This is a genomic window from Bradyrhizobium sp. USDA3516, from assembly GCF_057651995.1.
Window position 1 is genome coordinate 204,781 of record NZ_JBYGYN010000003.1, and the last position, 22,413, is coordinate 227,193.

The 22,413-nt window shown below is 65.2% G+C and carries 27 protein-coding genes; 14 read left to right on the forward strand and 13 right to left on the reverse strand.

All coding sequences use genetic code 11. The features are described from left to right. Position 1 precedes the first annotated feature (1 nt). Entirely contained in the window at positions 2–1,555 is a 1,554-nt protein-coding gene (locus tag AC24YW_RS11125; protein WP_487482776.1) for a DUF1800 domain-containing protein, read from the reverse strand. A 119-nt stretch (positions 1,556–1,674) separates the two neighbouring features. On the opposite strand from AC24YW_RS11125, the gene AC24YW_RS11130 reads away from it, so the two are divergent. Then, positions 1,675–1,878, forward strand: coding sequence for a cysteine-rich CWC family protein (locus tag AC24YW_RS11130; RefSeq protein ID WP_487482777.1), 204 nt, complete (start codon positions 1,675–1,677; stop codon positions 1,876–1,878). A gap of 137 nt (positions 1,879–2,015) precedes the next feature. Here AC24YW_RS11130 and AC24YW_RS11135 read toward each other — a convergent pair whose 3' ends face one another. From AC24YW_RS11135 to AC24YW_RS11145, 3 genes are all read right to left on the reverse strand, one after another. Next, positions 2,016–2,711, reverse strand: a complete 696-nt coding sequence (locus tag AC24YW_RS11135; protein WP_487482778.1) for a glutathione S-transferase family protein — start codon at positions 2,709–2,711, stop codon at positions 2,016–2,018. 163 nt (positions 2,712–2,874) lie between these two features. Continuing rightward, positions 2,875–3,105 (reverse strand): hypothetical protein, encoded by a 231-nt coding sequence (locus tag AC24YW_RS11140; RefSeq protein ID WP_128264786.1) that lies wholly within the window; start codon positions 3,103–3,105, stop codon positions 2,875–2,877. After that, on the reverse strand, positions 3,102–3,881 hold the full coding sequence (locus AC24YW_RS11145) for a TSUP family transporter (protein WP_487482779.1): 780 nt from the start codon (positions 3,879–3,881) through the stop codon (positions 3,102–3,104). Before AC24YW_RS11145 ends, AC24YW_RS11140 begins: the two co-directional genes overlap by 4 nt. 309 nt (positions 3,882–4,190) lie before the next feature. Between AC24YW_RS11145 and AC24YW_RS11150 the strand changes: the two genes are divergently transcribed. From AC24YW_RS11150 to uvrB, 4 genes are all read left to right on the forward strand, one after another. After that, positions 4,191–5,105, forward strand: a complete 915-nt coding sequence (locus tag AC24YW_RS11150) for a LysR substrate-binding domain-containing protein (RefSeq protein WP_487482780.1) — start codon at positions 4,191–4,193, stop codon at positions 5,103–5,105. Between the two features lie 102 nt (positions 5,106–5,207). Beyond that, a complete protein-coding gene (locus AC24YW_RS11155; protein WP_057027695.1) occupies positions 5,208–5,429 on the forward strand; it encodes a hypothetical protein in 222 nt (73 codons plus the stop codon). Between the two features lie 53 nt (positions 5,430–5,482). Beyond that, positions 5,483–5,710: a hypothetical protein gene (locus AC24YW_RS11160; protein WP_487482781.1), complete on the forward strand. Its 228-nt coding sequence runs from the start codon at positions 5,483–5,485 to the stop codon at positions 5,708–5,710. Between the two features lie 93 nt (positions 5,711–5,803). After that, on the forward strand, positions 5,804–8,779 hold the full coding sequence (uvrB, locus tag AC24YW_RS11165; protein ID WP_487482782.1) for an excinuclease ABC subunit UvrB: 2,976 nt from the start codon (positions 5,804–5,806) through the stop codon (positions 8,777–8,779). A 35-nt stretch (positions 8,780–8,814) separates the two neighbouring features. Here the strand turns inward: uvrB and AC24YW_RS11170 are convergent, their stop codons facing one another. Then, positions 8,815–9,822 (reverse strand): FRG domain-containing protein, encoded by a 1,008-nt coding sequence (locus AC24YW_RS11170; protein WP_487482783.1) that lies wholly within the window; start codon positions 9,820–9,822, stop codon positions 8,815–8,817. Positions 9,823–9,843: 21 nt separating this feature from the next. Continuing rightward, positions 9,844–10,230 (reverse strand): hypothetical protein, encoded by a 387-nt coding sequence (locus tag AC24YW_RS11175; protein ID WP_487482784.1) that lies wholly within the window; start codon positions 10,228–10,230, stop codon positions 9,844–9,846. Between the two features lie 503 nt (positions 10,231–10,733). Here AC24YW_RS11175 and AC24YW_RS11180 point away from each other — a divergent pair. From AC24YW_RS11180 to AC24YW_RS11200, 5 genes are all read left to right on the forward strand, one after another. Beyond that, positions 10,734–11,174 (forward strand): nuclear transport factor 2 family protein, encoded by a 441-nt coding sequence (locus tag AC24YW_RS11180; protein ID WP_487482785.1) that lies wholly within the window; start codon positions 10,734–10,736, stop codon positions 11,172–11,174. A 200-nt stretch (positions 11,175–11,374) separates the two neighbouring features. After that, positions 11,375–11,815, forward strand: a complete 441-nt coding sequence (locus AC24YW_RS11185) for a nuclear transport factor 2 family protein (RefSeq protein ID WP_487482786.1) — start codon at positions 11,375–11,377, stop codon at positions 11,813–11,815. A 370-nt stretch (positions 11,816–12,185) separates the two neighbouring features. Next, positions 12,186–13,109 carry a hypothetical protein gene (locus AC24YW_RS11190; RefSeq protein ID WP_487482787.1) on the forward strand — a complete coding sequence of 308 codons (924 nt, stop codon included), beginning with the start codon at positions 12,186–12,188 and terminating at the stop codon, positions 13,107–13,109. A gap of 217 nt (positions 13,110–13,326) precedes the next feature. Then, positions 13,327–13,749, forward strand: a complete 423-nt coding sequence (locus tag AC24YW_RS11195) for a hypothetical protein (protein WP_197953693.1) — start codon at positions 13,327–13,329, stop codon at positions 13,747–13,749. A 290-nt stretch (positions 13,750–14,039) separates the two neighbouring features. Next, positions 14,040–14,177, forward strand: coding sequence for a hypothetical protein (locus AC24YW_RS11200; RefSeq protein WP_007614812.1), 138 nt, complete (start codon positions 14,040–14,042; stop codon positions 14,175–14,177). 38 nt (positions 14,178–14,215) lie between these two features. On the opposite strand, the gene AC24YW_RS11205 is transcribed toward AC24YW_RS11200, so the two are convergent. The 3 genes from AC24YW_RS11205 to AC24YW_RS11215 form a co-directional block, all read right to left on the reverse strand. Beyond that, positions 14,216–14,362, reverse strand: a complete 147-nt coding sequence (locus AC24YW_RS11205; RefSeq protein ID WP_487482788.1) for a hypothetical protein — start codon at positions 14,360–14,362, stop codon at positions 14,216–14,218. Positions 14,363–14,708: 346 nt separating this feature from the next. Beyond that, complete coding sequence (locus AC24YW_RS11210) at positions 14,709–15,188, reverse strand: MaoC family dehydratase (protein WP_487482789.1); 480 nt, start codon at positions 15,186–15,188, stop codon at positions 14,709–14,711. Beyond that, positions 15,188–15,640: a MaoC family dehydratase gene (locus tag AC24YW_RS11215; RefSeq protein WP_487482790.1), complete on the reverse strand. Its 453-nt coding sequence runs from the start codon at positions 15,638–15,640 to the stop codon at positions 15,188–15,190. The genes AC24YW_RS11210 and AC24YW_RS11215 overlap by 1 nt, the downstream gene beginning before the upstream one ends. A gap of 179 nt (positions 15,641–15,819) precedes the next feature. Between AC24YW_RS11215 and AC24YW_RS11220 the strand changes: the two genes are divergently transcribed. Beyond that, positions 15,820–16,116 (forward strand): DUF4282 domain-containing protein, encoded by a 297-nt coding sequence (locus AC24YW_RS11220; protein WP_028134403.1) that lies wholly within the window; start codon positions 15,820–15,822, stop codon positions 16,114–16,116. Between the two features lie 123 nt (positions 16,117–16,239). Here the strand turns inward: AC24YW_RS11220 and ychF are convergent, their stop codons facing one another. The 4 genes from ychF to AC24YW_RS11240 all read right to left on the reverse strand — a co-directional run bounded on the left by ychF (position 16,240) and on the right by AC24YW_RS11240 (position 19,424). After that, a complete protein-coding gene (ychF, locus tag AC24YW_RS11225) occupies positions 16,240–17,337 on the reverse strand; it encodes a redox-regulated ATPase YchF (protein WP_487482791.1) in 1,098 nt (365 codons plus the stop codon). A gap of 111 nt (positions 17,338–17,448) precedes the next feature. Beyond that, entirely contained in the window at positions 17,449–18,054 is a 606-nt protein-coding gene (gene pth, locus AC24YW_RS11230) for an aminoacyl-tRNA hydrolase (RefSeq protein ID WP_487482792.1), read from the reverse strand. Positions 18,055–18,112: 58 nt separating this feature from the next. Beyond that, positions 18,113–18,832, reverse strand: a complete 720-nt coding sequence (locus tag AC24YW_RS11235; RefSeq protein WP_487482793.1) for a 50S ribosomal protein L25/general stress protein Ctc — start codon at positions 18,830–18,832, stop codon at positions 18,113–18,115. Between the two features lie 340 nt (positions 18,833–19,172). Further along, positions 19,173–19,424, reverse strand: coding sequence for an accessory factor UbiK family protein (locus tag AC24YW_RS11240; protein WP_487482794.1), 252 nt, complete (start codon positions 19,422–19,424; stop codon positions 19,173–19,175). 217 nt (positions 19,425–19,641) lie between these two features. Between AC24YW_RS11240 and lgt the strand changes: the two genes are divergently transcribed. Genes lgt through pgeF form a run of 3 tightly spaced genes read left to right on the forward strand, consistent with a single transcriptional unit; the run spans position 19,642 to position 22,390 of the window. Next, a complete protein-coding gene (gene lgt, locus AC24YW_RS11245) occupies positions 19,642–20,487 on the forward strand; it encodes a prolipoprotein diacylglyceryl transferase (protein WP_487482795.1) in 846 nt (281 codons plus the stop codon). Positions 20,488–20,507: 20 nt separating this feature from the next. Continuing rightward, a complete protein-coding gene (locus tag AC24YW_RS11250) occupies positions 20,508–21,626 on the forward strand; it encodes a class I SAM-dependent methyltransferase (RefSeq protein ID WP_487482796.1) in 1,119 nt (372 codons plus the stop codon). Continuing rightward, positions 21,623–22,390, forward strand: a complete 768-nt coding sequence (gene pgeF, locus AC24YW_RS11255) for a peptidoglycan editing factor PgeF (protein WP_487482797.1) — start codon at positions 21,623–21,625, stop codon at positions 22,388–22,390. Before AC24YW_RS11250 ends, pgeF begins: the two co-directional genes overlap by 4 nt. Positions 22,391–22,413: the final 23 nt, after the last annotated feature.

Sequence of the window (22,413 nt, forward strand, 5' to 3'; positions counted from 1 at the left end):
ATCATCTCCTCTGCATTTCCGGCGACATCAGCAGCAGCGCCAACGCCTGCTGCCGCGACTCCGCGCGCTCGATGGTCCGCCGCGTCTCAGCCGAAGCGGCGTCCGCAGCGGCGAACTCCAGGAGGTCGAGCGGATCGATGTTGTTGCCGAGCCGCGCGCCGATCTGCGCCGCGATGTCGAGCCTGAGCTTGATGCCTTCAGGCGCGGCCCAGGCGGCATTGCTGTCGGGAAAGCCGTTGGGGCCCGGCGGCGACCACAGCGGCTGGCCGAGCAGATTGAGGTTGTTCAGATAGGCGCCGGGATCCTCCGGCACGCGTGCCAGCAACCGGCCGCTTGCGACCAGGAAATCGTATGGCGAGCGCAGCTTGGTGAGCGGCGCCTTCCAGGCTTCATCGGAATCGACCAGCCCCAATGCCAGCGCCTTGAGATCGCCGTCGGTCCTGACGAAGACGTCGCGCAGGCGCGCAACGAGCGCCGGCGGCGGCTCGTCCGCGACGAAGTGACGGACGAATTTGGTGGCGATGAAATTCGCGGTCGAGGGATGTCGCGCGAGGTCGGCGAGCGCGGCTTCGCCCTGCGCGATGCCCGCCTGATCGTAGGTCTTGCCGAGCAGGACCTGCGGCCCGGGCTGATGCGCATTGGTGTTGAAGACGAAGGAGCCGGGGACCCCGAGCTGCCCCTGCCTTCCGGCAAAGGTCCAGCCGGTGATGATGCGCGCGAGCGAGGTGACGTCGCCTTGCGTGTAGCCGCCGCCGATGCCGAGCGTATGCAGCTCCATGATCTCGCGCGCGAGATTTTCGTTCAGCCCGCGCTTGCGGTTTTGCCCGGCGCGCGAATCCGGCCCGAGCGATTGCTGATTGTCGAGGAAGAACAGCATCGCCGGATGCTGCTCGACCGCCCTCAGCATGTCGGCGAAGCGCCCGAGCACGTGCGGCCTGATCGCCTCGCGCTCGAACGCGCCGGCCCAGATCCGCGCCAGCTCGCCCTTGCTGGCGGAGATGCAGAAATGATTGGACCAGAACGCGACGAGGCGCTCGGTGAAGCCGCACTCGGCGAGCGTGGCGCGCTGCAGCCGCGCCAGAGCCTCGGCGCGAAAGGTTTTCTGGATCACATTGAGCGGCTGCGGCGCGGGCTTGGCGGCGGGCGGCGCGGCGGCGCTCGGCTGCATGGCCTCCGGCTTCGGTGCGCCGCCCGTGGGCTTTGCATCGGCCATTTGGCCGGTGATCTCTGCCGCGGCATTGAGCGAGAGATTGCGGCGCAAGGGCGCGTTCTGATCGGCAGGCGCTTGTGCCGGCGTCTCGGCGGGCGCGGCGGCTTTGGCCGCCTCACGCGCCTGCTTGACCTGGTCCTGATAGGCAAACACGGCCTGCCCGAGCTGCGGCGTCGATTGCAGGCCCGGCGCTTCCAGCAGCACGCCATTGGCACGCGAAAGCTCCGCCTTCACGAAGCCGCGCGGATCGGAGCTCGCGTTGACGAGATCGCCCGATGCACCGCCGCGGGCGCCGAAGCCGAAGCGGTTGAGCGCGACGAGGGCGGCTTGCGAATCGCGGGCCATCGATAATCTGTCCTTCGCGCGCCTGCGAGGTGCTTTCCTTTCGACGCGGTCGGCGCGTAATATACTGCAGCGGCAGATGAACCCGCCATGAAAATGACGGCGAAGCTTCGACCTAGATCATGACAAATCCGAAAGAAATGCCGTCAGCGCCGGCACTTGCGCGCCGTCTCACCTGTTCCCGTTGCGGCAGCGAATTCGGCTGCGATCTCTCAGGGACCTGCTGGTGCGCGGAGGAGACGGCACGGCTGCCGATGCCCCTCGAGGGCGAGGACTGCCTGTGCCGGGAGTGCTTGCGGAAAGCGGCGGCGGAGGCCGTGTCGTAGTGTTGTAGGGTAGGCAAAGCGACTTGTCCGCCGTAGCTCGAAGAGCGAAGGCGGAAGCGTGCCCCCCATTATCATTGCGTTCGTGGAAGATGGTGGGCACGGCGCTTTGCAGCTTTGCCCACCCGAAGCGACGTGCGTTACACCGCAAATCCCGGCGACTTCCGCGCCATGCCGTCGAACGCATCCAGCAGCTTTTCCCGCCAGGCATAGATGGGATCATCCGCATCCAGCAGCTTGAACGGGCTCACCACGCGCGCCCATTGGAATCCGCCGAACACGATGTAATCGGCGTAATTCGGGGCCTGCCCGCCGAGAAAAGGTTGCGTCTTGAACGTCTGCCGCATGATCTCGAGCGACTTGCGGAAGGCGATGATGCCGGTGTCGCGGCTCGCCTGGACCTCTTCCAGGCCCTTGCCGAACCGCGCCTCGCGCGACTTGCGGAAATAGGCGGCATCGACCTCGCCGAGATTATTCGGGATGTCGGCGATGATGAGCGGAGAGAGACCGCCGACGATGGCGATGTCGCCCCACGCATTGATCATGCGCGCCATGGCGCGGCCGCCCTCGCCGCCGAACAGCGACGGGCGATCCGGAAAATGGTCCTCGAGATAGTTCGCGATGGTCCAGGAATCGACGATCACCTTGTCGTGATGCAACAGCACGGGGACCCTCTCCGAGCCGTGCGGCGCGATCGCGCTCTTCTCGGTGAAGCGCCAGGGCAGCGATTCCGCCGCAAGGCCCTTGTGCGCCAGCGCCATCCGCGTGCGCCAGCAATACGGGCTGAAGGGACGCGCGGGATCGGTGCCGACGAGTTCGTAGAGCTTGAGCGACATGGTTGGCGGCCTCCTCATGCTCCGTCATTGCGAGGAGCTCGCGACAAAATTGCAAAGCAATTTTGCGCTGATGCAAGCGAAGCAATCCAGACTGCTTCCGTGAAAGACATTCTGGATTGCTTCGCTTGCGCTCGCAATGACGATGTGGAGGCAGATATGCGCGTCACCGTCCGTTGGCGCGGAGCAGCCTCTCGCCGCCTTCCGTCACCGCGATGACCAGCCCGAGTCCGGCAATCGTCTCGCGCGCGACGTAGCCGCGCTCGGCGGCGTCCTCCCAGATGGTGAGGCGCGGACACGAGGTCTTCCAGGTCGCGATCACCTCGGCATAGGCGCGCGGCTCGCGCGCCACCCATTCGACGAAGTCCAGCACCAGCGGATCGGCCGTCTCGCTCATTGCAAACCTCCCTTGTCGAAGGCGGCCAGAACCGGCGCACGCAGCAACAGCCAGCCGCCATGGGCGATGTAGTAGCAGGCGATGACGGTGATCAGCTTGTTCGACCAGGCGATGAACTGCTGGTCGGTCATGGCTTCGAGAATGCGGCGCGCCAGCGTGGTGCCGAGCATCGAGGCTGCGACCGCGACGATGGCGAGCACGGGATCGAGGCTCGCGGCCTGGTCGATGATGCCGCCGAAATAGATCAGCTTGGTGAAATGGCTGACGACCTGGCACATCGCTTTCGTCGCCACCTTCTCGCGCCGGCCGAAATCGCCGCCGAGGAAGAAGGTGTCGAGCAGCGGGCCGGAGACGCCCGTCATCAGCATCAGGCCCATGCAGATCGTGCCATAGACCGTGCCCTGCCAGAGGCTATCGGGATCCGGCTTGATGTTCGCCGGCAGGAGCCGCGCCATGAAGGGGGTGATGCCGAGCAGCAGCAGCGCGACCGGCTTGTCTGGGACATAGCCGGTCAGCGACCACGCCGCGAGCGCGAGGGCCGCGCCGACCATATAGTTTGCAACCGGCCGCCAGCGGATATGCGCCCGCCACAGGAACGCGCGCCAGCCGTTCGAGGCCATCTGCGTGATCGCATGCAGCACCATGGCGGTCGGCAGCGGCATCAGGGCCAAGAGCACGCCGATCAGGATCAGCCCGCCCGCCATGCCGAACAGCCCCGACAGGAACGCCGTGGCCACCATCAGCAATCCGAGGGCAGCGAACATGATGGGCGTCACGAGGAATTCTCCGGTGGTGGCACGGACAGTCAGGCAGGCACGCTGTCTCGCTCCCTCGCCCCGCTTGCGGGGAGAGGGCGGGGTGAGGGGAGTCTCCGCGGGGACGGTGAGAGTTGGACTCGCGGAGAGTCCCCTCACCCGGAATTTGCTCTCGCAAATTCCGGCCTCTCCCCGCAGGCGGGGAGAGGCGAAGGCACGCGCCCCCTTCAACAAATCAGCACGAATTACGCTGATGTTTGTGCCTCGCTTGCGCCTGTTCCGCAAACTGAGTTATCTTGCCCTGGCATCAGCTTTCCTGAGGGTGGTCATTTGCGGCGGCTGCTGTTTCTCAACGGCATCAAGGCGTTCGAGGCGGCGGCGCGGACCGGCAGCTTTGCTGCGGCCGGGCTGGAGCTGAGCGTATCGGCGGCCGCCGTCAGCCGCATGGTGCACCTGCTCGAAGAGCGGCTCGGCGTCGCGTTGTTCGAGCGCAAGGCCAACAGGCTCGTGCTGACGCAGGCCGGCCGCGCCTATCAGAGCGGGCTGACTCCGATCTTCGATGCGCTGGCGAGCCTCACGGCGCAGGTGACGGCGCCTGCGAGCGTGCGCGTGCTCACCATCGGCGTCGGCCACACCTTTGCGATGCGCTGGCTGATCCCGCGCCTGTCGGAGTTTCGCAGCGAGGAGCCCGACATCGAGGTGCGCTTCACCACCGGCGGCGCCGCGGTGCCGTTCGGCGAGGACTGGACCTGCGGCATCAAGCTCGGCACCGGCGACTGGCCCGGCCTCGTCGCCGAGCCGCTGTTCGCCGGCGACCTCACCCCCGTCTGCGTGCCGCGCCTTGCCGGCGGATTGAAGCGGCCGGCCGACCTGAAGGGACCGAGCCTGATCCGCGTCGCGCACTCACCCGAGGACTGGCCGATCTGGCTGAAGGCGGCGGGCACCGCGAGGATCAACGCGCGCGGGCCCGAGTTCCAGTTCTACGGCCAGGCGCTGCAGGCCGCGGCGGACGGGCTCGGCATCGCCATGGGCATCCGCCCCTATATCGACGACGATCTCGCGGCCGGCCGGCTGGTGGCGCCGTTCGACCTCTCGGTGCCCAAGGGCATGCGCTGGTACCTCGTCTATCGCAGCTTCCAGACCGAGCAGCGCGACTTTGCCGCCTTCCGCCGCTGGATCATGCGGGCGGCGTCGGAACCCGCCGCCCGGCCGCGCCGGATCGGCCGCGCCGCCGCGCGGAACTAATGCCGGGCGGAAAAAAGCCGCCTGCTTGTGAACGGCTTCACATCCCAAAATCCACAAATGTGGTCCCCTGACTCTCCGAAAAAGAAACGTGGGACCTACACTATGACGACCCTCTACGACGGCTTTGACATCGAATCCTTCGAAGCTGGCAAGGGGCTGTGGCACGCGCGGATCCGGCGCGCCGATCTCAGCCCGGTGGCCATCGACGGCGTGCTGTTTCCGGCCATGGAAGTCGGCTTCGCCTGGCCCGATCGCGATGCCGCGATTGCCGATGCCAAGCACCACATCGATCGTTTCCGGCGACGAGCCGGCGACGACGAATAGGCGGTCCGCAGGTCAACCCAGAAACAGGGCGGCAAAAAGGGGGGAAACCGGTTATGTCCATCATCGAAACCGATGCAGCGCAGCCGCGGATCTACGCCCGCGCAGTGCTGTCCAACTGCCCGGAATGCGACGGCGCCCTCTCGGTGCTCCGCGTGATCGGCGGCCGCGCCGGATGCGAGTACTGGACCATGCGCTGCACCGATTGCGGCGGCATTCATCTCGATATCCTCGAACCGAATGTCACCGCCGGAGACGATGAGGGGCCATTGCCGGCGGCGTGAACCGCAGGGCTGCTGCCAACCTGCTGTCAGCAGCCTGCATGGCTCGGGGCATTCACCCTTTATTGCGGGGCGGACTCGTCCCATATTCGCTTGATGGCGAAGAAACCTGCATCCTCCGAAAAATCCGGCAAATCCTCCAAGACCAAGGCTCCGAACTCGAAGGCGCATCGCCCCGACGTGCAGCCAATCGGGCCGGCGCTGGCCGAATTGCTCAATCCCGCGATCAATCGCGGCGATGCCGGGCTGGGATCGGGCACCGGCCTGCAGCCGCCGCCGGACAATTCGCGCGACCGTCGCGCCGGGGGCGAAGCCGCCGCGCATCGCGCGCGGGCTTCGACGCCGAAGGAGTTTCCGCAAGATGCCGCGCGGCCGATGCCGCTGCGGCCCAATCCGCAGCCGCCGGGCGCTCGTCAGTCCGGTGAGCTTGCCGGGCTGGAGGAGGCACCGCAGGCCAATTACGGAACCGCAGCCACGATTCCGACGCTCGATCCGGAACTGGCGCGGCAGCTCGGCCTGCCCACCGAGGAGGACGATGCCGAGGCGCTGGCGCGTCCGCCGCGTTCCAAGATGGAGGCGCTCGGCGTCAAGGCCACCGCAGATGCGCTGGAATCGCTGATCCGCGAGGGCCGGCCGGAGTTCCGCAAGGGCGACGGCTCCATGAAGGTGTGGACGCCGCACCGGCCGCCGCGGCCGGAAAAGTCCGAAGGCGGCGTGCGCTTCGAGATCAAATCGTCCTACGAGCCCAAGGGCGACCAGCCGACCGCGATCGCCGAGCTGGTCGAGGGCATCAACCGCAACGACCGTTCGCAGGTGCTGCTCGGCGTCACTGGCTCCGGCAAGACCTACACCATGGCCAAGGTGATCGAGGCGACGCAGCGCCCGGCCCTGATCCTGGCGCCGAACAAGACGCTGGCCGCGCAGCTGTATGGCGAGTTCAAGAACTTCTTTCCCGACAACGCGGTCGAGTATTTCGTCAGCTATTACGACTACTACCAGCCCGAAGCGTATGTGCCCCGCACGGACACGTACATCGAGAAGGATTCCTCGATCAACGAGCAGATCGACCGCATGCGTCATTCGGCGACGCGCGCGCTGCTGGAGCGCGACGACGTCATCATCGTCGCTTCGGTGTCCTGCATCTACGGTATCGGCTCGGTCGAGACCTACACCGCGATGACCTTCGCGCTGAAGAAGGGCGAGCGCATCGACCAGCGCCAGCTGATCGCCGACCTCGTCGCGCTGCAATACAAGCGCACCCAGGCCGATTTCACCCGCGGCACGTTTCGCGTGCGCGGCGACGTCATCGACATCTTCCCGGCGCACTATGAAGACCGCGCCTGGCGCGTGAACCTGTTCGGCGACACCATCGAGACCATCGAGGAGTTCGATCCGCTTACCGGCCACAAGCAGGACGAGCTCGAATTCATCAAGATGTACGCCAATTCGCACTATGTGACGCCGCGCCCGACGCTGGTGCAGGCGATCAAGTCGATCAAATCCGAGCTGAAGCAGCGGCTCGACCAGCTTCACAACCAGGGCCGGCTCCTGGAAGCGCAGCGGCTGGAGCAGCGCACCACGTTCGACCTGGAGATGATGGAGGCGACGGGCAGCTGCGCCGGCATCGAGAACTATTCGCGCTACCTCACCGGGCGCCGGCCGGGCGAGCCGCCGCCGACGCTGTTCGAATACGTGCCCGACAACGCGCTGATCTTCGCCGACGAAAGCCACGTCACCATCCCGCAGATCGGTGCCATGTTCCGCGGCGACTTCCGCCGCAAGGCGACGCTGGCCGAATACGGCTTCCGCCTGCCCTCCTGCATGGACAACCGCCCGCTCCGCTTCGAGGAGTGGGACATGATGCGGCCGCAGACCGTCGCGGTGTCGGCAACGCCGGGCAGCTGGGAGCTGAACGAGAGCGGCGGCGTGTTCGTCGAGCAGGTCATTCGCCCCACCGGACTGATCGATCCGCCCGTCGACATCCGCCCCGCCCGCACCCAGGTGGACGATCTCGTCGGCGAGGTGCGTGCCACCGCGCAAGCCGGCTATCGTTCGCTGATCACGGTCCTCACGAAACGCATGGCGGAGGATCTCACCGAATATCTGCACGAGCAGGGCATCCGCGTGCGCTACATGCACAGCGATATCGACACGATCGAGCGCATCGAGATCATCCGCGACCTCAGGCTCGGCGCCTTCGACGCGCTGGTCGGCATCAACCTCTTGCGCGAGGGCCTCGACATTCCTGAATGCGCGCTGGTCGCCATTCTCGACGCCGACAAGGAAGGTTTTCTGCGCAGCGAAACGTCCTTGATTCAGACCATCGGCCGCGCCGCGCGCAACGTCGACGGCAAGGTGATCCTCTATGCCGACCAGATGACGGGATCGATGGAGCGCGCCATCGCCGAGACCAATCGCCGCCGCGAGAAGCAGGTCGAATACAACACCGCCAACGGCATCACGCCGGAGAGCGTGAAGAAGCAGATCGGCGACATCCTCAACTCGGTCTACGAGCGCGACCACGTGCTGATCGAGGTCGGCGGCCACGACATGACCGACGACGTCATCTCGATCGGCCACAATTTCGAGGCCGTGCTGGCCGATCTCGAAACCAGGATGCGCGAGGCCGCCGCCGATCTGAACTTCGAGGAAGCCGCGCGCCTGCGCGACGAGGTCAAGCGCCTGCGCGCGACCGAGCTCGCCGTGGTCGACGATCCCTCGGCGAAGCAGCGCGTCGTGCAGGGCAAGGCGGGCGCCTATGCCGGCAGCAAGAAGTACGGCGACGCCGCCAATCTGCCGGTCAGCGCCATGAAGAAGAAAACGGTCAGCTCCGCCCTCAAGGCGAGCGGCGGCGGCTCCGGCTCGAAGGTGCACAAGCCGCATCTCGACGAGATGCACGGCCCGGAATCGCTGCCCTATCGCGAGAGCCGCGCACTGCCGGCAAAGCCGTTCGGCGGAAACAGCCGGATCATCCAGCCGACGGATTCAAGGCAGTCGGGACCGGAGTTCGGTCCGGCGCCGAAGTCGACGGGTGGGATGCCGGGGCGAAGGGGTGGGTGGAAGAAGAGGTAGTAATTCTCCGGTTATGTGACGATCTACGCTCATGACTACTTCCCTCGTGTTCGTCTCCGCCCAAGAGGTGGCCTGCCCAATCGAGGATTGCGCAAGGCTTTAAGCCGCTCGTTCGTCCTCAAATCGACAGACCAACTATATTCGAATTCGTAAGCCATCGAGCGGGCAAGTCCGTCAAGTCCGGGGAAAAGAGTGGCTTGCGTAATGTTCATCGAATAAAGCGATGCCATCGCTTCGCCACGAACCTTGGCCGCGGGGAGCACGAACTTGATTAGTAGTTCGCTTGCATCTGGATAGCTCGCAAGAATCTCCTCCACTGTCATTCCGACGTGGCTTGAGACCAGGAATGTACCAGATTGAGCGATGACACGTTGAGGCATACTGTGGGGATCGCCTTGCCAGACAAAGGCATGCTGGTTCTCAAGAAAATACCTCTTATAGTTCTCAGCGTTCCGCGGATCAGTGTCTCGCACGTCTACGCCGTCGATGAGCCGCTTTTCATAGATATCCCATAGCAATGGAAGATTGAGCGCCCACACGGCCGCATCGTCGGTTGCTCGCTCAAGAGCAAAGAACGAGGCAACATAGGGTGACCATGTAAAGTCCAGCAATCTGGTTGGCGCACCATGATGCTGCATCAAAGCAAGCCATTCGAGTTCGTCGCCGTCAGGAACGTCTGCCATGTACAGATGCGATTTGCGTTCGAATATTCGTCGAATACGCATTTCTTGGACGGCCCACGCCTTCTTAACGACTTTGGAGACCTCGATATGGCGGGACAAGGATGATCGAAGCGGCCATCGTGCGTCGCCCTGCCCCCTAAAGCACCAGTTTCTAACGCTGCGCCATCGCTGGATCATGCCGATAAACTCGGACCACGTCTCGATGCGGTAAGTTACAACGTTTGCGCCGATGCCTCCCGGTACCACTAGCCTAGACTTACCTCGTGTGGATCGCTTGGCCATGTTGCCCCCTTCACCGAAGTCAAAAATGTGGATGTCGGAGCGGCTTCTATAAGACAACCAATAGTAGCATACGAGCATTTGATCGATCAGAAAAGCCTGTCACCCCACGCTCGCCGTCACCACGGCCATCACCGACAGCAGCAGCACGATCGTCACCAGTTGCAGCGAGGCGACGGGCTGGGTGCGCCAGGCCGTGATCTTGTCGGACAGCGGCAGATGGGCCTCGAAGAACTTGGGTTCGTAGACGGTCTTGAAGAGAACGGGGAAGCTCGGGCCGAGGGTCACGGCCAGCGTCGCGTGGGTGAGCGAGGCGAAGGCGACGAAGATGGCGACGCCGGGGTCGCCGACGAGGTCCTGGTCGCCGGCGAGCTTGAGCAGGAAGGCCGCCGTGGCGAAGGTCGGGAAGCTCTGCAGGGTCGCGGTCAGCGCGAGGCCTTCGAGCGCGTTGTGCAGGCGGGACTTTCTGACGGTGGCGATGGCGGCCATGGCACGTCTCCCTGATGACATGTCGATGACGGTAGTCGCGGCGCGGGAGGGGTGATGTGAGATGGGTCACGCGGGGGGCGGCGGCGCGCTTCACCTCGCCCCGCTTGCGGGGAGAGGTCGATCGCGAAGCGAATTCGCCGAAACATCCCCTCACCCCAACCCTCTCCCCGCGAAGAGCGGGGCGAGGGAGCGCACCGCCGGCGGGGCGACAGGTCAGCTTCGCTCATAACTTCCTCTTCCCGTTCACCTGGCACTGCTGTTGCCCCTGCGTCGTAGTGATGTTGCGCATTGCTCCATGCGCGTTGCGCGTCCCGCAATCGGAAGGGGCGCGAATTCGTGCAGCCATCAGGCAACTCAACCGGCAATTGCATGTCTTGAACCGAGTATTGCGCTCGTGCGTCAAAACGTCTGCAACATCCCTGTGATTTCGCGGATTGCCGGTGCGCGAGGCCGCGCGCTGGCGTTGCGGAGCGCAACGGGGCGCGGAACGAGGACGGGCGGGAATGACGGTCGAGCAGCTGAATCGCCAACGCGTGGTGCACCTGCTCGATGCCTTCGCGCGCGGCGACATCGAGGCCGCGCTGGCCTGCTGCACCGACGACGTCGATTTTCTCACCCACGCGCCGATCGACGTGCTGCCGCACATGGTGCCGCGCCACGGCAAGCAGGAGCTACGCGAGCTCTGGCAGACGATCTGGTCGCGCTATTCCGAGATCCGCTACAAGGCGCCGCACATCGTCGCCGAGGGCGAGGCGGTCGCGACCTATGTGCACGCTTATTTCAAGAAGCGCAGCAACGACCGCATGGTGCAGTTCGACATGGCTGTATTCTACACCTTCCGCGGCGCCCTGGTGGCGGAGATCCGCGAGATCATCGATTCCTACGACCTGGTGCAGCAGGTGCTGGAACGGGAGATCGGGCCGCTGATCGCGGGGCCGGATTGAGCGCCGGGACCCGGACAATTACGGGGTTCTATTGCAAATCTCACAGAGAACGATCAAGTGTGCATTGCGAAAACGTGAATTGCGTTTTGGCCGAAATCTGCTAATTTGTTCGTATACAAATGAGTTAAGCCCCGGCGCCCGCGTGCGCATGGGGTTGTTTGCCGTTTTTTTCCGCAAAGCCAGCTTCAGGACTGCCCCAAATGACAGAGCACGGTCTCTGGCGTTTCTCGCGTGCGTTGCACCGCGCGATCAACGACCGGCATTTCGAGGACATCGAGGCCTTGATCGACGAGGACGTCGAATGGGCGCTCTACGGCCCGATCGACATGTTTCCGTTCCTCGGCGCGCGCCAGGGCAAGGATGCCGTGCTCGACGTCATCCGCCAGCTCGCCGACAATTTCCACGTCCGCCGCTTCGACCGCGAGAGCATCATGCTGGGCGTCGATTCCGCCGCCTCGATGGTGCGCTATTCGCTGACGGCCCTGGATTCCAACAAGCCGATCAGCTTGCGCGTGGCGCAGTTCGCCCAGTTCAGGGCGGGCAAGCTGATCAGCATGCGGGTGCTGATCGACACCTTCGACCTGGTCGAGCAGGCGCTCGGCCGCGCCATTCATCTGCCGAAGATGACCAGCGTCGGCTAACCCATGATCCGGACCCGCAGGGCCGCGTTAGCGCAAAATGCGAAGCGGTTTTCCGAGACGATCATGCGCAAACAACAACCTGAAGCACGATGATGATCATCGCGCTTCAGGCGGGACGCCAACGGGCCCCGCTGTTCGGGACCGATGACGAGGCGATCGCGACCGTCCCGGCCTCCAGCCCCGCCGGATGCCGTCGCATCACGAGCTTGTCATCGGACGCGCGCCTTTCGCGCGGCCCGTTGGTTCGCCTCCCCTTGCGAACCGCCACAATTCCGCAACGATAAATCGGCACTTTCTGCGCCGGAATGGCGCATGGTCATTGCGGCCGCTATAGTGAGGCGGACATGCGCCGGGGTTCGTGGGCAGGACGATGGAATTCTCGACAGGGTTTGGCTGGACCAGGCTGCCGTTGCTGGCGGCTGCATTCATCTTGGGCTCGGCGCTGACGTTACAGGCGCAGATCATTCCGCCCTTCTCCTCCCCAGCAGCCGCGCCTGACGACGAGGCCGAGACAGAGACTGTGGCGGAAGCCCCCGACGTCAACGACCCCGACGTGCTCAAGGACATCGACGTCGACAAGCTCGACTGGAGCCAGCTCGCGGTCGATGCCGGGACCGGCATCGATCCGATGGCCGCCAAGAAGCGCGCCCAGGCCGCCGCCAGGGAAGGCCTCGACTGGTCGTCGAACCCGAATGCCAACGGCTCCTCGGCGGTGACCGTGAAGCAATCGGTGTCCTCGTTCTGGGATACCCGGATCGGCGCCGACATGACGCTGGCGAGCGAGCCCAGGACGATGTCCGAGCTGCTGGCACAGAAGGCCACCAACGGCGGCAACCTGCCGCACTCCTCGGGCAGCGCCTGGGCGACGGCAACCGCGCCGGGCGCGGGCGCGATCTGGGACAAGACCGCGGTGGAAGCCAGGGTCGATCCCGGCGCCGAGCACAGCAAGGTCGGGGCGTCACTGACCAAATCGGTGCCGCTGTCGGGCGACACCTCGCTGACGCTGCAGAACGGCTACAGCGTCAACCAGCAGGGCACCAGTGCGGTCCCCGGCATCGGCGGCCACGTCACGCGCAATTACGAGACCGACCAGAGCGCCAAGGTCACCGTGACCGACACCGGCACCAGCATCATCGCCGGCCAGACGCTGTCGACCACCGACGACAAATGGCTGCGCAAGCTCGGCGCGGAGCAGAAGCTGTTCGACAACGTCACCGTATCGGGCTCGGTCGGTGAAACCCCGCAAGGCACGCTGAACAAGAGCGTGACGGCAGGCTTCAAGAAGAGCTGGTGAGCCCCTTCCCCTCTCCCCGCCTGCGGGGAGAGGCCATCACCGCGACCGCATTCACACTTCCCTAACCATACGCCACGGCAAAACCCCTGAAACGTCCGGCCTTGCCGCATCTCGGCCCATTTGCGGTCAAAATCGGACGCCCTGATACGGCCTGCCTCACAGACGTCGTCGTGCGGGGGACACTCGCGCTGCGCTCAACGCGAACAGGGGAATAACGATGAACGCCATGCGTCCTGAAAAGGTCGAAGCCACCGAGACCGAGACGGTCGACACCAACCTCGCCGCCGTGACGGAGGTCGAAGCCGGCATCCGCGACTTCGTCCGCAACGACATCGCCTATCTGCGCCGTCCGGCCTCTGGCACCACCGACGCGCCGCCGCTCGACCCGAGCGCGGAAGCCACCGTCAACAACGTCAACTCGCTGATCCAGCGCGTTGCCGGCACCTCGCTCGCCGAGATCGAGAATTTGATCTCCGAGCTCGAGAGCCTGCGCGACCTGCTGCACGCTGAAGGCCAGCGCGTCCAGCGCGAGATCTCCGGCTACGCCCAGCTCAGCCAGGCCGCGATGAAGTCGACCCGCATGATCGCCGACAACGTCGCGCAGTGGAAACGCGCCGCCGACGGCCTGCGCAACAGCTGATCGCCGACACGGACGCATCATTGGCCGCCGCGTTCCGGAAGGGACGCGGCGGTTTTGATTCAGAGAGGTCTCGTGCCCCGGACGCGATGCGGCACGCAGTGACGCGTCGCAGAGCCGGGGCCCATGTCACGGCATTTCTCCAGCGCCGCTCAATGGATCCCGGCTCTGCGCAGCAGCGTTGCACGCTACAGCGCGTCCGGGACACGAGACCGCCCTTTGAACCCACCGCCCCTTCCCGGCGACTAACGCCAAGCGCCCGTGCAGCTACGGCCGGGCTCGGGGGACATGTCATGGAAAGCATTCGGCCCGACACCACGGACCCGATCCCGTTGCGGCCCGCGCCGAATCAATTCGGCACGATCATGCTGCGCTTTGTCGGGCTGCTGGCGGTTGCGATCGCCATCCTGGCGTTCGTCTATAGCCGCTGAGCTGCGGCCGGATGCCGGCCGCGATCGTTAACGAATTCTTACCGGGCCGCTTCGATGGTCGAGGCTTCCAGCGTGTAGGCGCCATCGGCATAGCCCTTCACCACCATGCCGGCGACCAGCATCACGGCCAACGTCGCAGTCGCGAAGATGAATCCAACAAATTTGAGTGCGCCGCGATCTGCCATGGTCCTCGTCCCCTGTCTCTGCCCCATTCGTTTCAAATAGACAGCGACAGGTTCATAATTAGTTAGCAACTGACTGGTTCCGCGAAACTGCTTCGCCGTAACCATGTTGCGCAGGCTTATGGCAGCCACCCGGAATCGCGTCCATAGCGCGCGGGCAACACTCGCTCGGTTTCGCTTCTCCCTCGCCCCGTTCTTACGGGGAGAGGGTCGGGGTGAGGGGCCTCTCTCCACACGCGAGATCCAGCGAGAGAGCTGTACCCCCTCACCCGGATCGCAAGAGCGATCCGACCTCTCCCCGCAAGCGGGGGAGAGGTGAAGAGCCGCAACCTTCTCGATCGATTCTAAATCACGCGCTCTTGCGCAGCGGCACAAAGGCGGACGCGGTGATGGAATAGACCTCCTCGCCGCGCTGATTGGTGCCGGTGGTGCGGGCCGTCAAAATGCCCCAGCCGGGACGGGAGGCAGAGGTGCGCTTGTCGATGACTTCATTGACGTAAGCAACGGTATCGCCGGCGAGCACCGGCCTGATCCAGCGCAGGTCGCGAAAGCCCGGCGACGGACCCCATACGGCGACCTCCTCGCCGCGCGAGGCGGCCTCGCGCGCCAGGCGCTGGCCGTCGGCGACAAGCAGGCTCATGCAGGCCGAGCCGACATGCCAGCCCGAGGCGGCGAGACCGCCGAACAGCGAGTTCTTGCCCTCCTCCTCGTCGAGGTGAAAGCGCTGCGGATCGAACTTCGCGGCGAAGGTCTTGATCTTTTCCGCCGTGAACGTATAGGCGCCGATCTCGCGGCGCTGGCCGATCGCGATGTCTTCGAAGAACCGCATCAGGCCGCTCCCTCGCGCCGCTCGATCAGGATCGGCGAAGTCATCTCGGCGAGCGCCTGCCCCGCCGCATTGCGCGCGGTGCATTTGAACTTGACGATGCCGAGCTCGGGTCGGCTCTTCGAGACCCGCGCCTCCACGACGTCGACGTCGAGCGTGAGATCGTCGCCGGGCCGCAGCGGCGAGAGCCAGCGCACCTCGTCGACGCCGGGCGATCCCAGCGACGCGGCGCGCGTGATGAAGCCGTCGGCCATCATCCGCATCATCAGCGAGCACAGATGCCAGCCCGAACCGGACAGGCCGCGCAGCATGCTTTTCGCCGCGGCCTCCTCGTCGAGGTGCATCGGCTGCGGATCGAACTCGGCGGCGAAGGCCAGAATCTCGTCGCGGGTGACATGGCGCGGGCCGAACGTTCCGAACCGGCCGGGCGGGAAATCTTCGAAGGTCAGGGTCATCTCGGAAGCGGTTTACGGGAATGACAGATTGTGGCCGCACTTTGCGGCAATCTCAACCCGCCGGCCCGCATGGCTCGTGCTACATACTTGGGATCGGCGTTGATTTGAGTCGGATCGATCGACGGCCGAACCCGATTCGAAGTCCCGATTTGAAGTCCCGATGTGCCTTGGGGAGAGCAATGTTCTCATTCAGCGACCTGTTCCAATGGGACCGCTTCATCACGCCGACGATCATCAAGACCTTCTACTGGCTGGTGATCGCGCTGATCTGCCTGTTCGGCCTCTCCGGCATCTTCTCAGGGTTGGCTGCGATGGCGATCAGCCCGTTCGGCGGCTTCCTGGTGTTGCTGTCCTCGATCGCCAGCGTCGTCGTCGGCATCGTGTTCTCGCGCATCGTCGCCGAGCTGATCCTGATCGTCTTCCGCATCAACGAGCATCTCGGCGCGATAAGGGACCAGGGATCAGGGATGCGGTAGCGGCACGCACAGGCGCGTAGGGTGGGCAAAGGCGCACAGCGCCGTGCCCACGATCATTCCGCGAGATAAGGGAGGTGGTGGGCACGCTTCGCTTTGCCCACCCTACGCAAGCGATGTTGGTACCTACGTATTAAACCTGAAATGCATCACGTCGCCGTCGGCGACGACGTAGTCCTTGCCTTCGAGGCGGAGCTTGCCCGCATCGCGGGCACCGGCTTCGCCGCCGAGTGCGACGTAGTCCTCGTATGCGATGGTCTCGGCGCGGATGAAACCCTTCTCGAAATCGGTGTGGATCACACCGGCCGCCGCCGGCGCCTTGGTGCCGCGATGGATGGTCCAGGCGCGCGCTTCCTTCGGGCCCACGGTGAAGTAGGTGATGAGGTCGAGCAGCCCGTAACCGGCGCGGATCAGGCGGTCGAGGCCGGCTTCTTCGAGGCCCAAGGTCTCCAGGAAGTCGGCGCGCTCGTCACGCGAGATGGTCGCGATCTCGGATTCGATCTTGGCGGAGATGACGACGGCAACCGCGCCCTCCTTCGCGGCCTGCTCCTCGACCGCCTTGGAGAAGGCGTTGCCGGTTGCGGCCGAGCCTTCCTCGACGTTGCAGACATAGAGCACGGGCTTGGACGACAACAGGCCGAGCATTCCGAAGGCGCGCTCCTCCTCCGCCTTGCGCTCGACGAGGCGCGCGGGCTTGCCGTCACGGAGCAGCACCAGGGTGCGGTTGACAAGGTCGAGCTGCTCCTTGGCGTCCTTATCGTTGCCCTTGGCCTTCTTGGTGAGGTTGTCGACGCGCTTCTCGAGGCTGTCGAGGTCGGCGAGCATCAGCTCGGTCTCGATGGTCTCGATGTCCGCGAGCGGGGCGATCTTGCCTTCGACATGGGTGATGTCGGAATCCTCGAAGCAGCGCACCACATGCGCGATGGCGTCGACCTCGCGGATGTTGGCGAGGAACTGGTTGCCGAGGCCTTCGCCCTTCGAGGCACCGCGCACGAGGCCGGCGATGTCGACGAAGGTCAGCCGGGTGGGGATGATCTGGCCCGACTTGGCGATGGCCGCGAGCTTGTCGAGCCTGGGATCGGGCACGGCGACCTCGCCGACATTCGGCTCGATGGTGCAGAACGGATAGTTCGCGGCCTGCGCCGCGGCCGTCTCGGTCAGCGCATTGAACAAGGTCGACTTGCCGACATTGGGCAATCCGACGATCCCGCATTTGAATCCCATGGTGGTCCTGGCCTCCGCGCTTCGCGCGCAAATGTCTTTCGAACTCGTCATGCGCCGGCTTGACCCGCGCATCCATCGTCTTCGCCGGATCATGTCCGGCGACGACCGGTGTTATTCCTTGCCGTTCTCGTCCTTGGCCAAAAACCCCTTCGCCTGCATGGCCAGATGCACCCTGTTGGCGAAGGTCGCGTCCGTGCCCTTGGCGATCAGTGCGGCATGCTCGGCCACCGCGTCGCACAGCGTCGTCACCCATTCGTTGTCGGCCTTGGCGAAGTCCGACAGCACGTGGCCGTGTACCAGCTCCTTGACGCCGGGATGACCGATGCCGAGCCGGACCCGGCGATAATCGTTGCCGATATGCGCCGAGATGGAGCGCAGGCCGTTATGGCCGGCGATGCCGCCGCCGATCTTCACCCGCACCTTGCCCGGCGGCAGCTCGAGCTCGTCGTGGAACACGGTGGTGTCGCCAGGTGCGATCTTGAAGAAGCTCGCCGCGTCCTGAACGCTGCGGCCGGACTCGTTCATGTAGGTCGTGGGCTTGAGCAGGATCACGCGCTCAAGTCCGAGCGCACCTTCCGAGGTCTCGCCCTGAAAGCGGCGGCGCCACGGCGCAAAGCCATGACGCCGCGCGATCTCGTCGACGGCCATGAAGCCGATATTGTGCCGGTTACGTGCGTATTTCGCGCCGGGATTGCCGAGCCCAACAAAGAGTCGCATGACGCGGCGCGCCCCCCGCTCGGCGCGCGGCGAGGAGCCGCGCGCCAGCTTCGAGAGATTACTTCTTCTTGTCGCCGCCGGCGGGAGCCTTGGCAGCAGCGGCAGGCGCAGCAGCAGCCGGAGCCGCGGCGCCAGCGGCCGGAGCCGCCGCAGCGCCCGGAGCCGCACCACCAGCCGCAGCCGCGGCAGCAGCCTTCTGCTCTTCGGCGTAGCCGGACGGCGGCACGATGGTGACGAGGGTCGCGTCCTCGCGGGTCAGCGCCTTGACGCCGGCGGGCAGCTTGATGTCGGTCAGATGCAGAGAATGACCGATCTCGAGCGCGCCGACATCGGCCTCGATGTATTGCGGGATGCTCTCGGCGCCGCATTCGAGCTCGATCGCATGGGCGACGATGTTGACGGTGCCACCGCGCTTCACGCCCGGGGAGGTTTCCGCCTTCACCACGTGGAGGGGAACGCTGATGCGGATGGTGGCGCCTTCGCCCAGCCGCATGAAGTCGACATGGATCGGGAAGTCCTTGACCGGGTCGAGGTGGTAGTCGCGCGGAATGACGCGGTGCTTCTTGCCCTCGAGGTCGATGTCGACCAGCGTGGTCAGGAACCGGCCGGCAAGGATGCGCTGGCGCAGTTCACGATCTTCGATCGAGATCGTCAGCGGGGGCTGGTTGTTGCCGTAGATCACTCCGGGCACTCGCCCGGCGCGACGCTCAGCCCGGGCGGCCCCCTTGCCGCTCTTCGGACGTGCGGTCGCCTTCAATTCCTTGACGGTCGTCGCCATGTCGTTAAGTCCTTGTTTTTGCAAAAGTTAATGGGCCGCAAGGCGGCCCATGGCATGGTCCACAGCAAGCCTCCAGGGGTGCGGGGGCCGCGGACGTGGCGGGCTTTTACCCGGAAGATGCGGAAATGACAAGGAGAATGGGCTGCCGGGCGGTTTCCACCCTCCCCTGGAGGGGGAGGGTCGGCTCACATTGAGCGCAGCGAAATGTGAGACGGGGTGGGGTGACAGTCTCTCCACAGAGGCGGTGCCCGAGTGGAGAGATCACCCCACCCCGCTGCGCATTCCGCTTCGCTGCATGCCCAGCGACCCTCCCCCTCCAGGGGAGGGTAAGAAAGGGCGCCTATCCCCCCAACTTCGCCTCCAGCGCCGCGATCCGCGCCTTCAGGGCTTCGTTCTCCTCGCGCGCCAGGCGCGCCATGTCCTTGACCGCCTCGAACTCCTCGCGCTTGACGAGGTCCATGTCGCGCAGGAATTTTTCGGCCTGGCTGCGCATCACGGAATCGAACTCGCGCTTGACGCCCTGGGCAGCTCCGGCGGCGTCGTTCATCAGGCGGCCGATCTCGTCGAAAAACCGGTTGTTGGTCTGGGTCATTGTGGGCCTTTCGATAAACTTTGCGCGAACACGCAGAATGACAATGGCAATCCGACGGAGCCGGTTCAAGGGCGAAGCGGCGGTATCCTTGTCATGCGCGGGTTTCCTTGCAATCGTATTCAACGTCCCTGCATAAGAGGAATCACGGGGCGCCTGGCGGCGCCCGACCGCCGCGATCACGCTTGGACCGCGATCCCGCTTGGACATAGAAGGCGCGATGCCGTTTCTGCTCATCGACTTCCCCGCCTTCAACCCGATCGCGCTCGAGATCGGTCCGTTCGCGATCAAATGGTATGCCCTCGCCTATATCTGCGGCATCGTGTTCGGCTGGCTTTATGCCCGCGCGCTGCTGAAGAGCAAACGCCTGTGGGGCGGACCGGCACCGATCTCGCTGCTGCAGATCGACGACTTCATCCTGTGGGTGACGCTCGGCATCATCCTCGGCGGCCGCGCCGGCTACGTGCTGTTCTACAACCTGCCCTTCTTCATCGATCATCCCGCCGCAATCTTCAAATTGTGGGAGGGCGGGATGTCGTTCCACGGCGGCTTCCTCGGCTGCGTCGTCGCGGTGATGTGGTTCGCCTGGCGCAATGGCATCTCGATCCTGTCGCTCGGCGACATCACCACCGCGGTCGCCCCGGTCGGGCTCTTGCTCGGACGCATCGCCAATTTCATCAACGGCGAGCTGTGGGGCCGCGCCACCGACCCGAGCCTGCCCTGGGCGATGATCTTCCCCAACGATCCGACGCAGCTGCCGCGCCATCCGAGCCAGCTCTACCAGGCCGGCATGGAGGGCATCCTGCTGTTCACGGTGCTCGCGATCATGATCCGGTTCGGTGCCTTGAAGCGGCCCGGCATGATCCTCGGCGCCTTCATCCTGGTCTATGGCCTGGCCCGCATTGCCGGGGAGCGTTTCCGCGAGCCGGACGCGCAGCTCGGTTTTCTCTGGGGCGGATTAACCATGGGCATGCTGCTGTCGATCCCGATGCTTATCGCAGGCCTCATACTTATTGTATTGGCAGTGAGGCGCGGTGCGCCGACGCCCGTCGAGGCCATTCGTTAATTCATTTCGAGAAGAACGCCGTGACCGACCAGCCGCTGCTCAACGAGATCAAGGCGCTGATCAAATCTTCCGGGCCGATGCCGGTCTGGCGGTACATGGAACTGTGCCTGATGCACCCGCGCTACGGCTATTACGTCTCGCGCGATCCGCTCGGCCGCGAGGGCGACTTCACCACGGCGCCCGAAGTCAGCCAGATGTTCGGCGAACTGCTCGGCCTGTGGACCGCCTCGGTCTGGAAGCAGATGGGCTCGCCGCAATTCCTGCGGCTGATCGAGCTCGGCCCCGGCCGCGGCACCATGATGGCGGATGCGCTGCGCGCGCTCCGCGTGCTGCCGCCGCTCTACCAGGCGCTCCACATCCACATGGTCGAGGTCAATCCCGTGTTGCGGGACCGGCAGAGCGCGACGCTCGCCAACGTGCGCAACATCGCCTGGCACGACAGCATCGACGAGGTGCCGGACGGCCCGAGCATCATCCTCGCCAATGAATATTTCGACGTGCTGCCGATCCACCAGATGGTCAGGCTCGAGAACGGCTGGCACGAGCGCGTGATCGAGATCGATCCCAACGGCAAGCTTCAGTTCGGCGCTGCGCCCGAGCCGACGCCGCGCTTCGACGTGCTGCTGCCGCCCCTAGTGCGCGCCGCCCCCATCGGCGCCGTGTTCGAGTGGCGCCCCGACGCCGAGATCATGAAGCTCGCCACGCGCGTGCGCGACCAGGACGGCGCGGCGCTGATCGTCGATTACGGCCATCTGCGCAGCGATGCCGGCGACACGTTTCAGGCGATCGCACGCCACACCTTCACCGACCCCTTGAAGGCGCCGGGCCAGGCCGACGTCACCGCCCATGTCGACTTCCAGGCGCTGGCGCGCGCGGCCGAGGATGTCGGCGCGCGCGTGCATGGGCCGGTGACGCAAGGCGACTTCCTCAAGCGGATCGGCATCGACACCCGCGCCGCCGCCCTGATGCAGAAAGCTGCGCCCGACGTCGCCACCGACATTTCGGTGGCACTCAGGCGCCTGACCGATACCGGGCGCGGCGGCATGGGCTCGATGTTCAAGGTGCTCGGCATCTCCGAGCCGCGGCTGACAGGCCTTGCCGGCCTCAGCGATCTCGAACAGGCAGGAGAGGCCTCATGACGATAGCTTCGTCGCTGCTGTCGGCGGTGCCCGGCCTGCGCCATGCTTTCTTCACCCGCGAAGGCGGCGTCTCCGGCGGCATCTATTCCGCGCTGAACGGCGGGCTCGGCTCCAACGACGATCAGGCCCTGGTCGCCGAAAACCGGCGCCGCATGGCCGAGCATGTCGGCGTTGCGCCCGAGCGCTTCCTCAGCCTGCACCAGATTCATTCGCCCGACGTGCTCGTTGCCGAGGCACCGTGGCCGAGCGGACCGCGGCCCAAAGGCGATGCGCTGGTGACAAAGACGCCGGGCATCGCGCTCGGCGTCTCCACCGCCGATTGCGGGCCGGTGCTGTTCGTGGATCCGAAGGCGCGCGTGATCGGCGGCGCGCATGCGGGGTGGAAGGGCGCACTGACGGGCGTGCTGGAAGCGACCATCGCGGCGATGGAGAAACTCGGCGCCACGCGCGGCGGCATCATTGCCGCGATCGGCCCCTTGATCCGCCAGGACAGCTACGAGGTCGGCAACGAGTTCGTCGCGCGCTTCATCGATCAGGATGCGGAGAACGCGGTGTTCTTCATCCCCTCGGTGCGCGAGGGCCATGCGATGTTCGATCTCGCCGGCTTCATCCGCAAGCGGCTGGAGGCCGCCGGCATCCTGATGATTGACGATCTCGGCCTCGACACCTACGCCGACGAGCGCTTCTTCAGCTATCGCCGCTCGGTGCATCGCAAGGAGCCGGATTACGGCCGCCACGTCCACGCGATTGCACTGGAGGGATGAGATCTCGCGCCGCGGACGCGGCG

What these genes read in the sequence shown, in the direction of transcription:
- AC24YW_RS11195 (WP_197953693.1), top strand. Translation starts at nt 13,327, where the DNA reads ATGAACGCCATGCGTCCTGAAAAGGTCGAAGCCACCGAGACCGAGACG.
- lgt (WP_487482795.1), top strand. Translation starts at nt 19,642, where the DNA reads ATGCCGTTTCTGCTCATCGACTTCCCCGCCTTCAACCCGATCGCGCTC.
- AC24YW_RS11240 (WP_487482794.1), bottom strand. Translation starts at nt 19,424, where the DNA reads ATGACCCAGACCAACAACCGGTTTTTCGACGAGATCGGCCGCCTGATG.
- AC24YW_RS11135 (WP_487482778.1), bottom strand. Translation starts at nt 2,711, where the DNA reads ATGTCGCTCAAGCTCTACGAACTCGTCGGCACCGATCCCGCGCGTCCC.
- AC24YW_RS11210 (WP_487482789.1), bottom strand. Translation starts at nt 15,188, where the DNA reads ATGCGGTTCTTCGAAGACATCGCGATCGGCCAGCGCCGCGAGATCGGC.
- AC24YW_RS11125 (WP_487482776.1), bottom strand. Translation starts at nt 1,555, where the DNA reads ATGGCCCGCGATTCGCAAGCCGCCCTCGTCGCGCTCAACCGCTTCGGC.
- AC24YW_RS11175 (WP_487482784.1), bottom strand. Translation starts at nt 10,230, where the DNA reads ATGGCCGCCATCGCCACCGTCAGAAAGTCCCGCCTGCACAACGCGCTC.
- AC24YW_RS11185 (WP_487482786.1), top strand. Translation starts at nt 11,375, where the DNA reads ATGACAGAGCACGGTCTCTGGCGTTTCTCGCGTGCGTTGCACCGCGCG.
- AC24YW_RS11180 (WP_487482785.1), top strand. Translation starts at nt 10,734, where the DNA reads ATGACGGTCGAGCAGCTGAATCGCCAACGCGTGGTGCACCTGCTCGAT.
- AC24YW_RS11170 (WP_487482783.1), bottom strand. Translation starts at nt 9,822, where the DNA reads ATGCTCGTATGCTACTATTGGTTGTCTTATAGAAGCCGCTCCGACATC.
- pgeF (WP_487482797.1), top strand. Translation starts at nt 21,623, where the DNA reads ATGACGATAGCTTCGTCGCTGCTGTCGGCGGTGCCCGGCCTGCGCCAT.
- AC24YW_RS11205 (WP_487482788.1), bottom strand. Translation starts at nt 14,362, where the DNA reads ATGGCAGATCGCGGCGCACTCAAATTTGTTGGATTCATCTTCGCGACT.
- uvrB (WP_487482782.1), top strand. Translation starts at nt 5,804, where the DNA reads ATGGCGAAGAAACCTGCATCCTCCGAAAAATCCGGCAAATCCTCCAAG.
- AC24YW_RS11220 (WP_028134403.1), top strand. Translation starts at nt 15,820, where the DNA reads ATGTTCTCATTCAGCGACCTGTTCCAATGGGACCGCTTCATCACGCCG.
- pth (WP_487482792.1), bottom strand. Translation starts at nt 18,054, where the DNA reads ATGCGACTCTTTGTTGGGCTCGGCAATCCCGGCGCGAAATACGCACGT.
- AC24YW_RS11160 (WP_487482781.1), top strand. Translation starts at nt 5,483, where the DNA reads ATGTCCATCATCGAAACCGATGCAGCGCAGCCGCGGATCTACGCCCGC.
- ychF (WP_487482791.1), bottom strand. Translation starts at nt 17,337, where the DNA reads ATGGGATTCAAATGCGGGATCGTCGGATTGCCCAATGTCGGCAAGTCG.
- AC24YW_RS11155 (WP_057027695.1), top strand. Translation starts at nt 5,208, where the DNA reads ATGACGACCCTCTACGACGGCTTTGACATCGAATCCTTCGAAGCTGGC.
- AC24YW_RS11215 (WP_487482790.1), bottom strand. Translation starts at nt 15,640, where the DNA reads ATGACCCTGACCTTCGAAGATTTCCCGCCCGGCCGGTTCGGAACGTTC.
- AC24YW_RS11140 (WP_128264786.1), bottom strand. Translation starts at nt 3,105, where the DNA reads ATGAGCGAGACGGCCGATCCGCTGGTGCTGGACTTCGTCGAATGGGTG.
- AC24YW_RS11190 (WP_487482787.1), top strand. Translation starts at nt 12,186, where the DNA reads ATGGAATTCTCGACAGGGTTTGGCTGGACCAGGCTGCCGTTGCTGGCG.
- AC24YW_RS11130 (WP_487482777.1), top strand. Translation starts at nt 1,675, where the DNA reads ATGACAAATCCGAAAGAAATGCCGTCAGCGCCGGCACTTGCGCGCCGT.
- AC24YW_RS11235 (WP_487482793.1), bottom strand. Translation starts at nt 18,832, where the DNA reads ATGGCGACGACCGTCAAGGAATTGAAGGCGACCGCACGTCCGAAGAGC.
- AC24YW_RS11200 (WP_007614812.1), top strand. Translation starts at nt 14,040, where the DNA reads ATGGAAAGCATTCGGCCCGACACCACGGACCCGATCCCGTTGCGGCCC.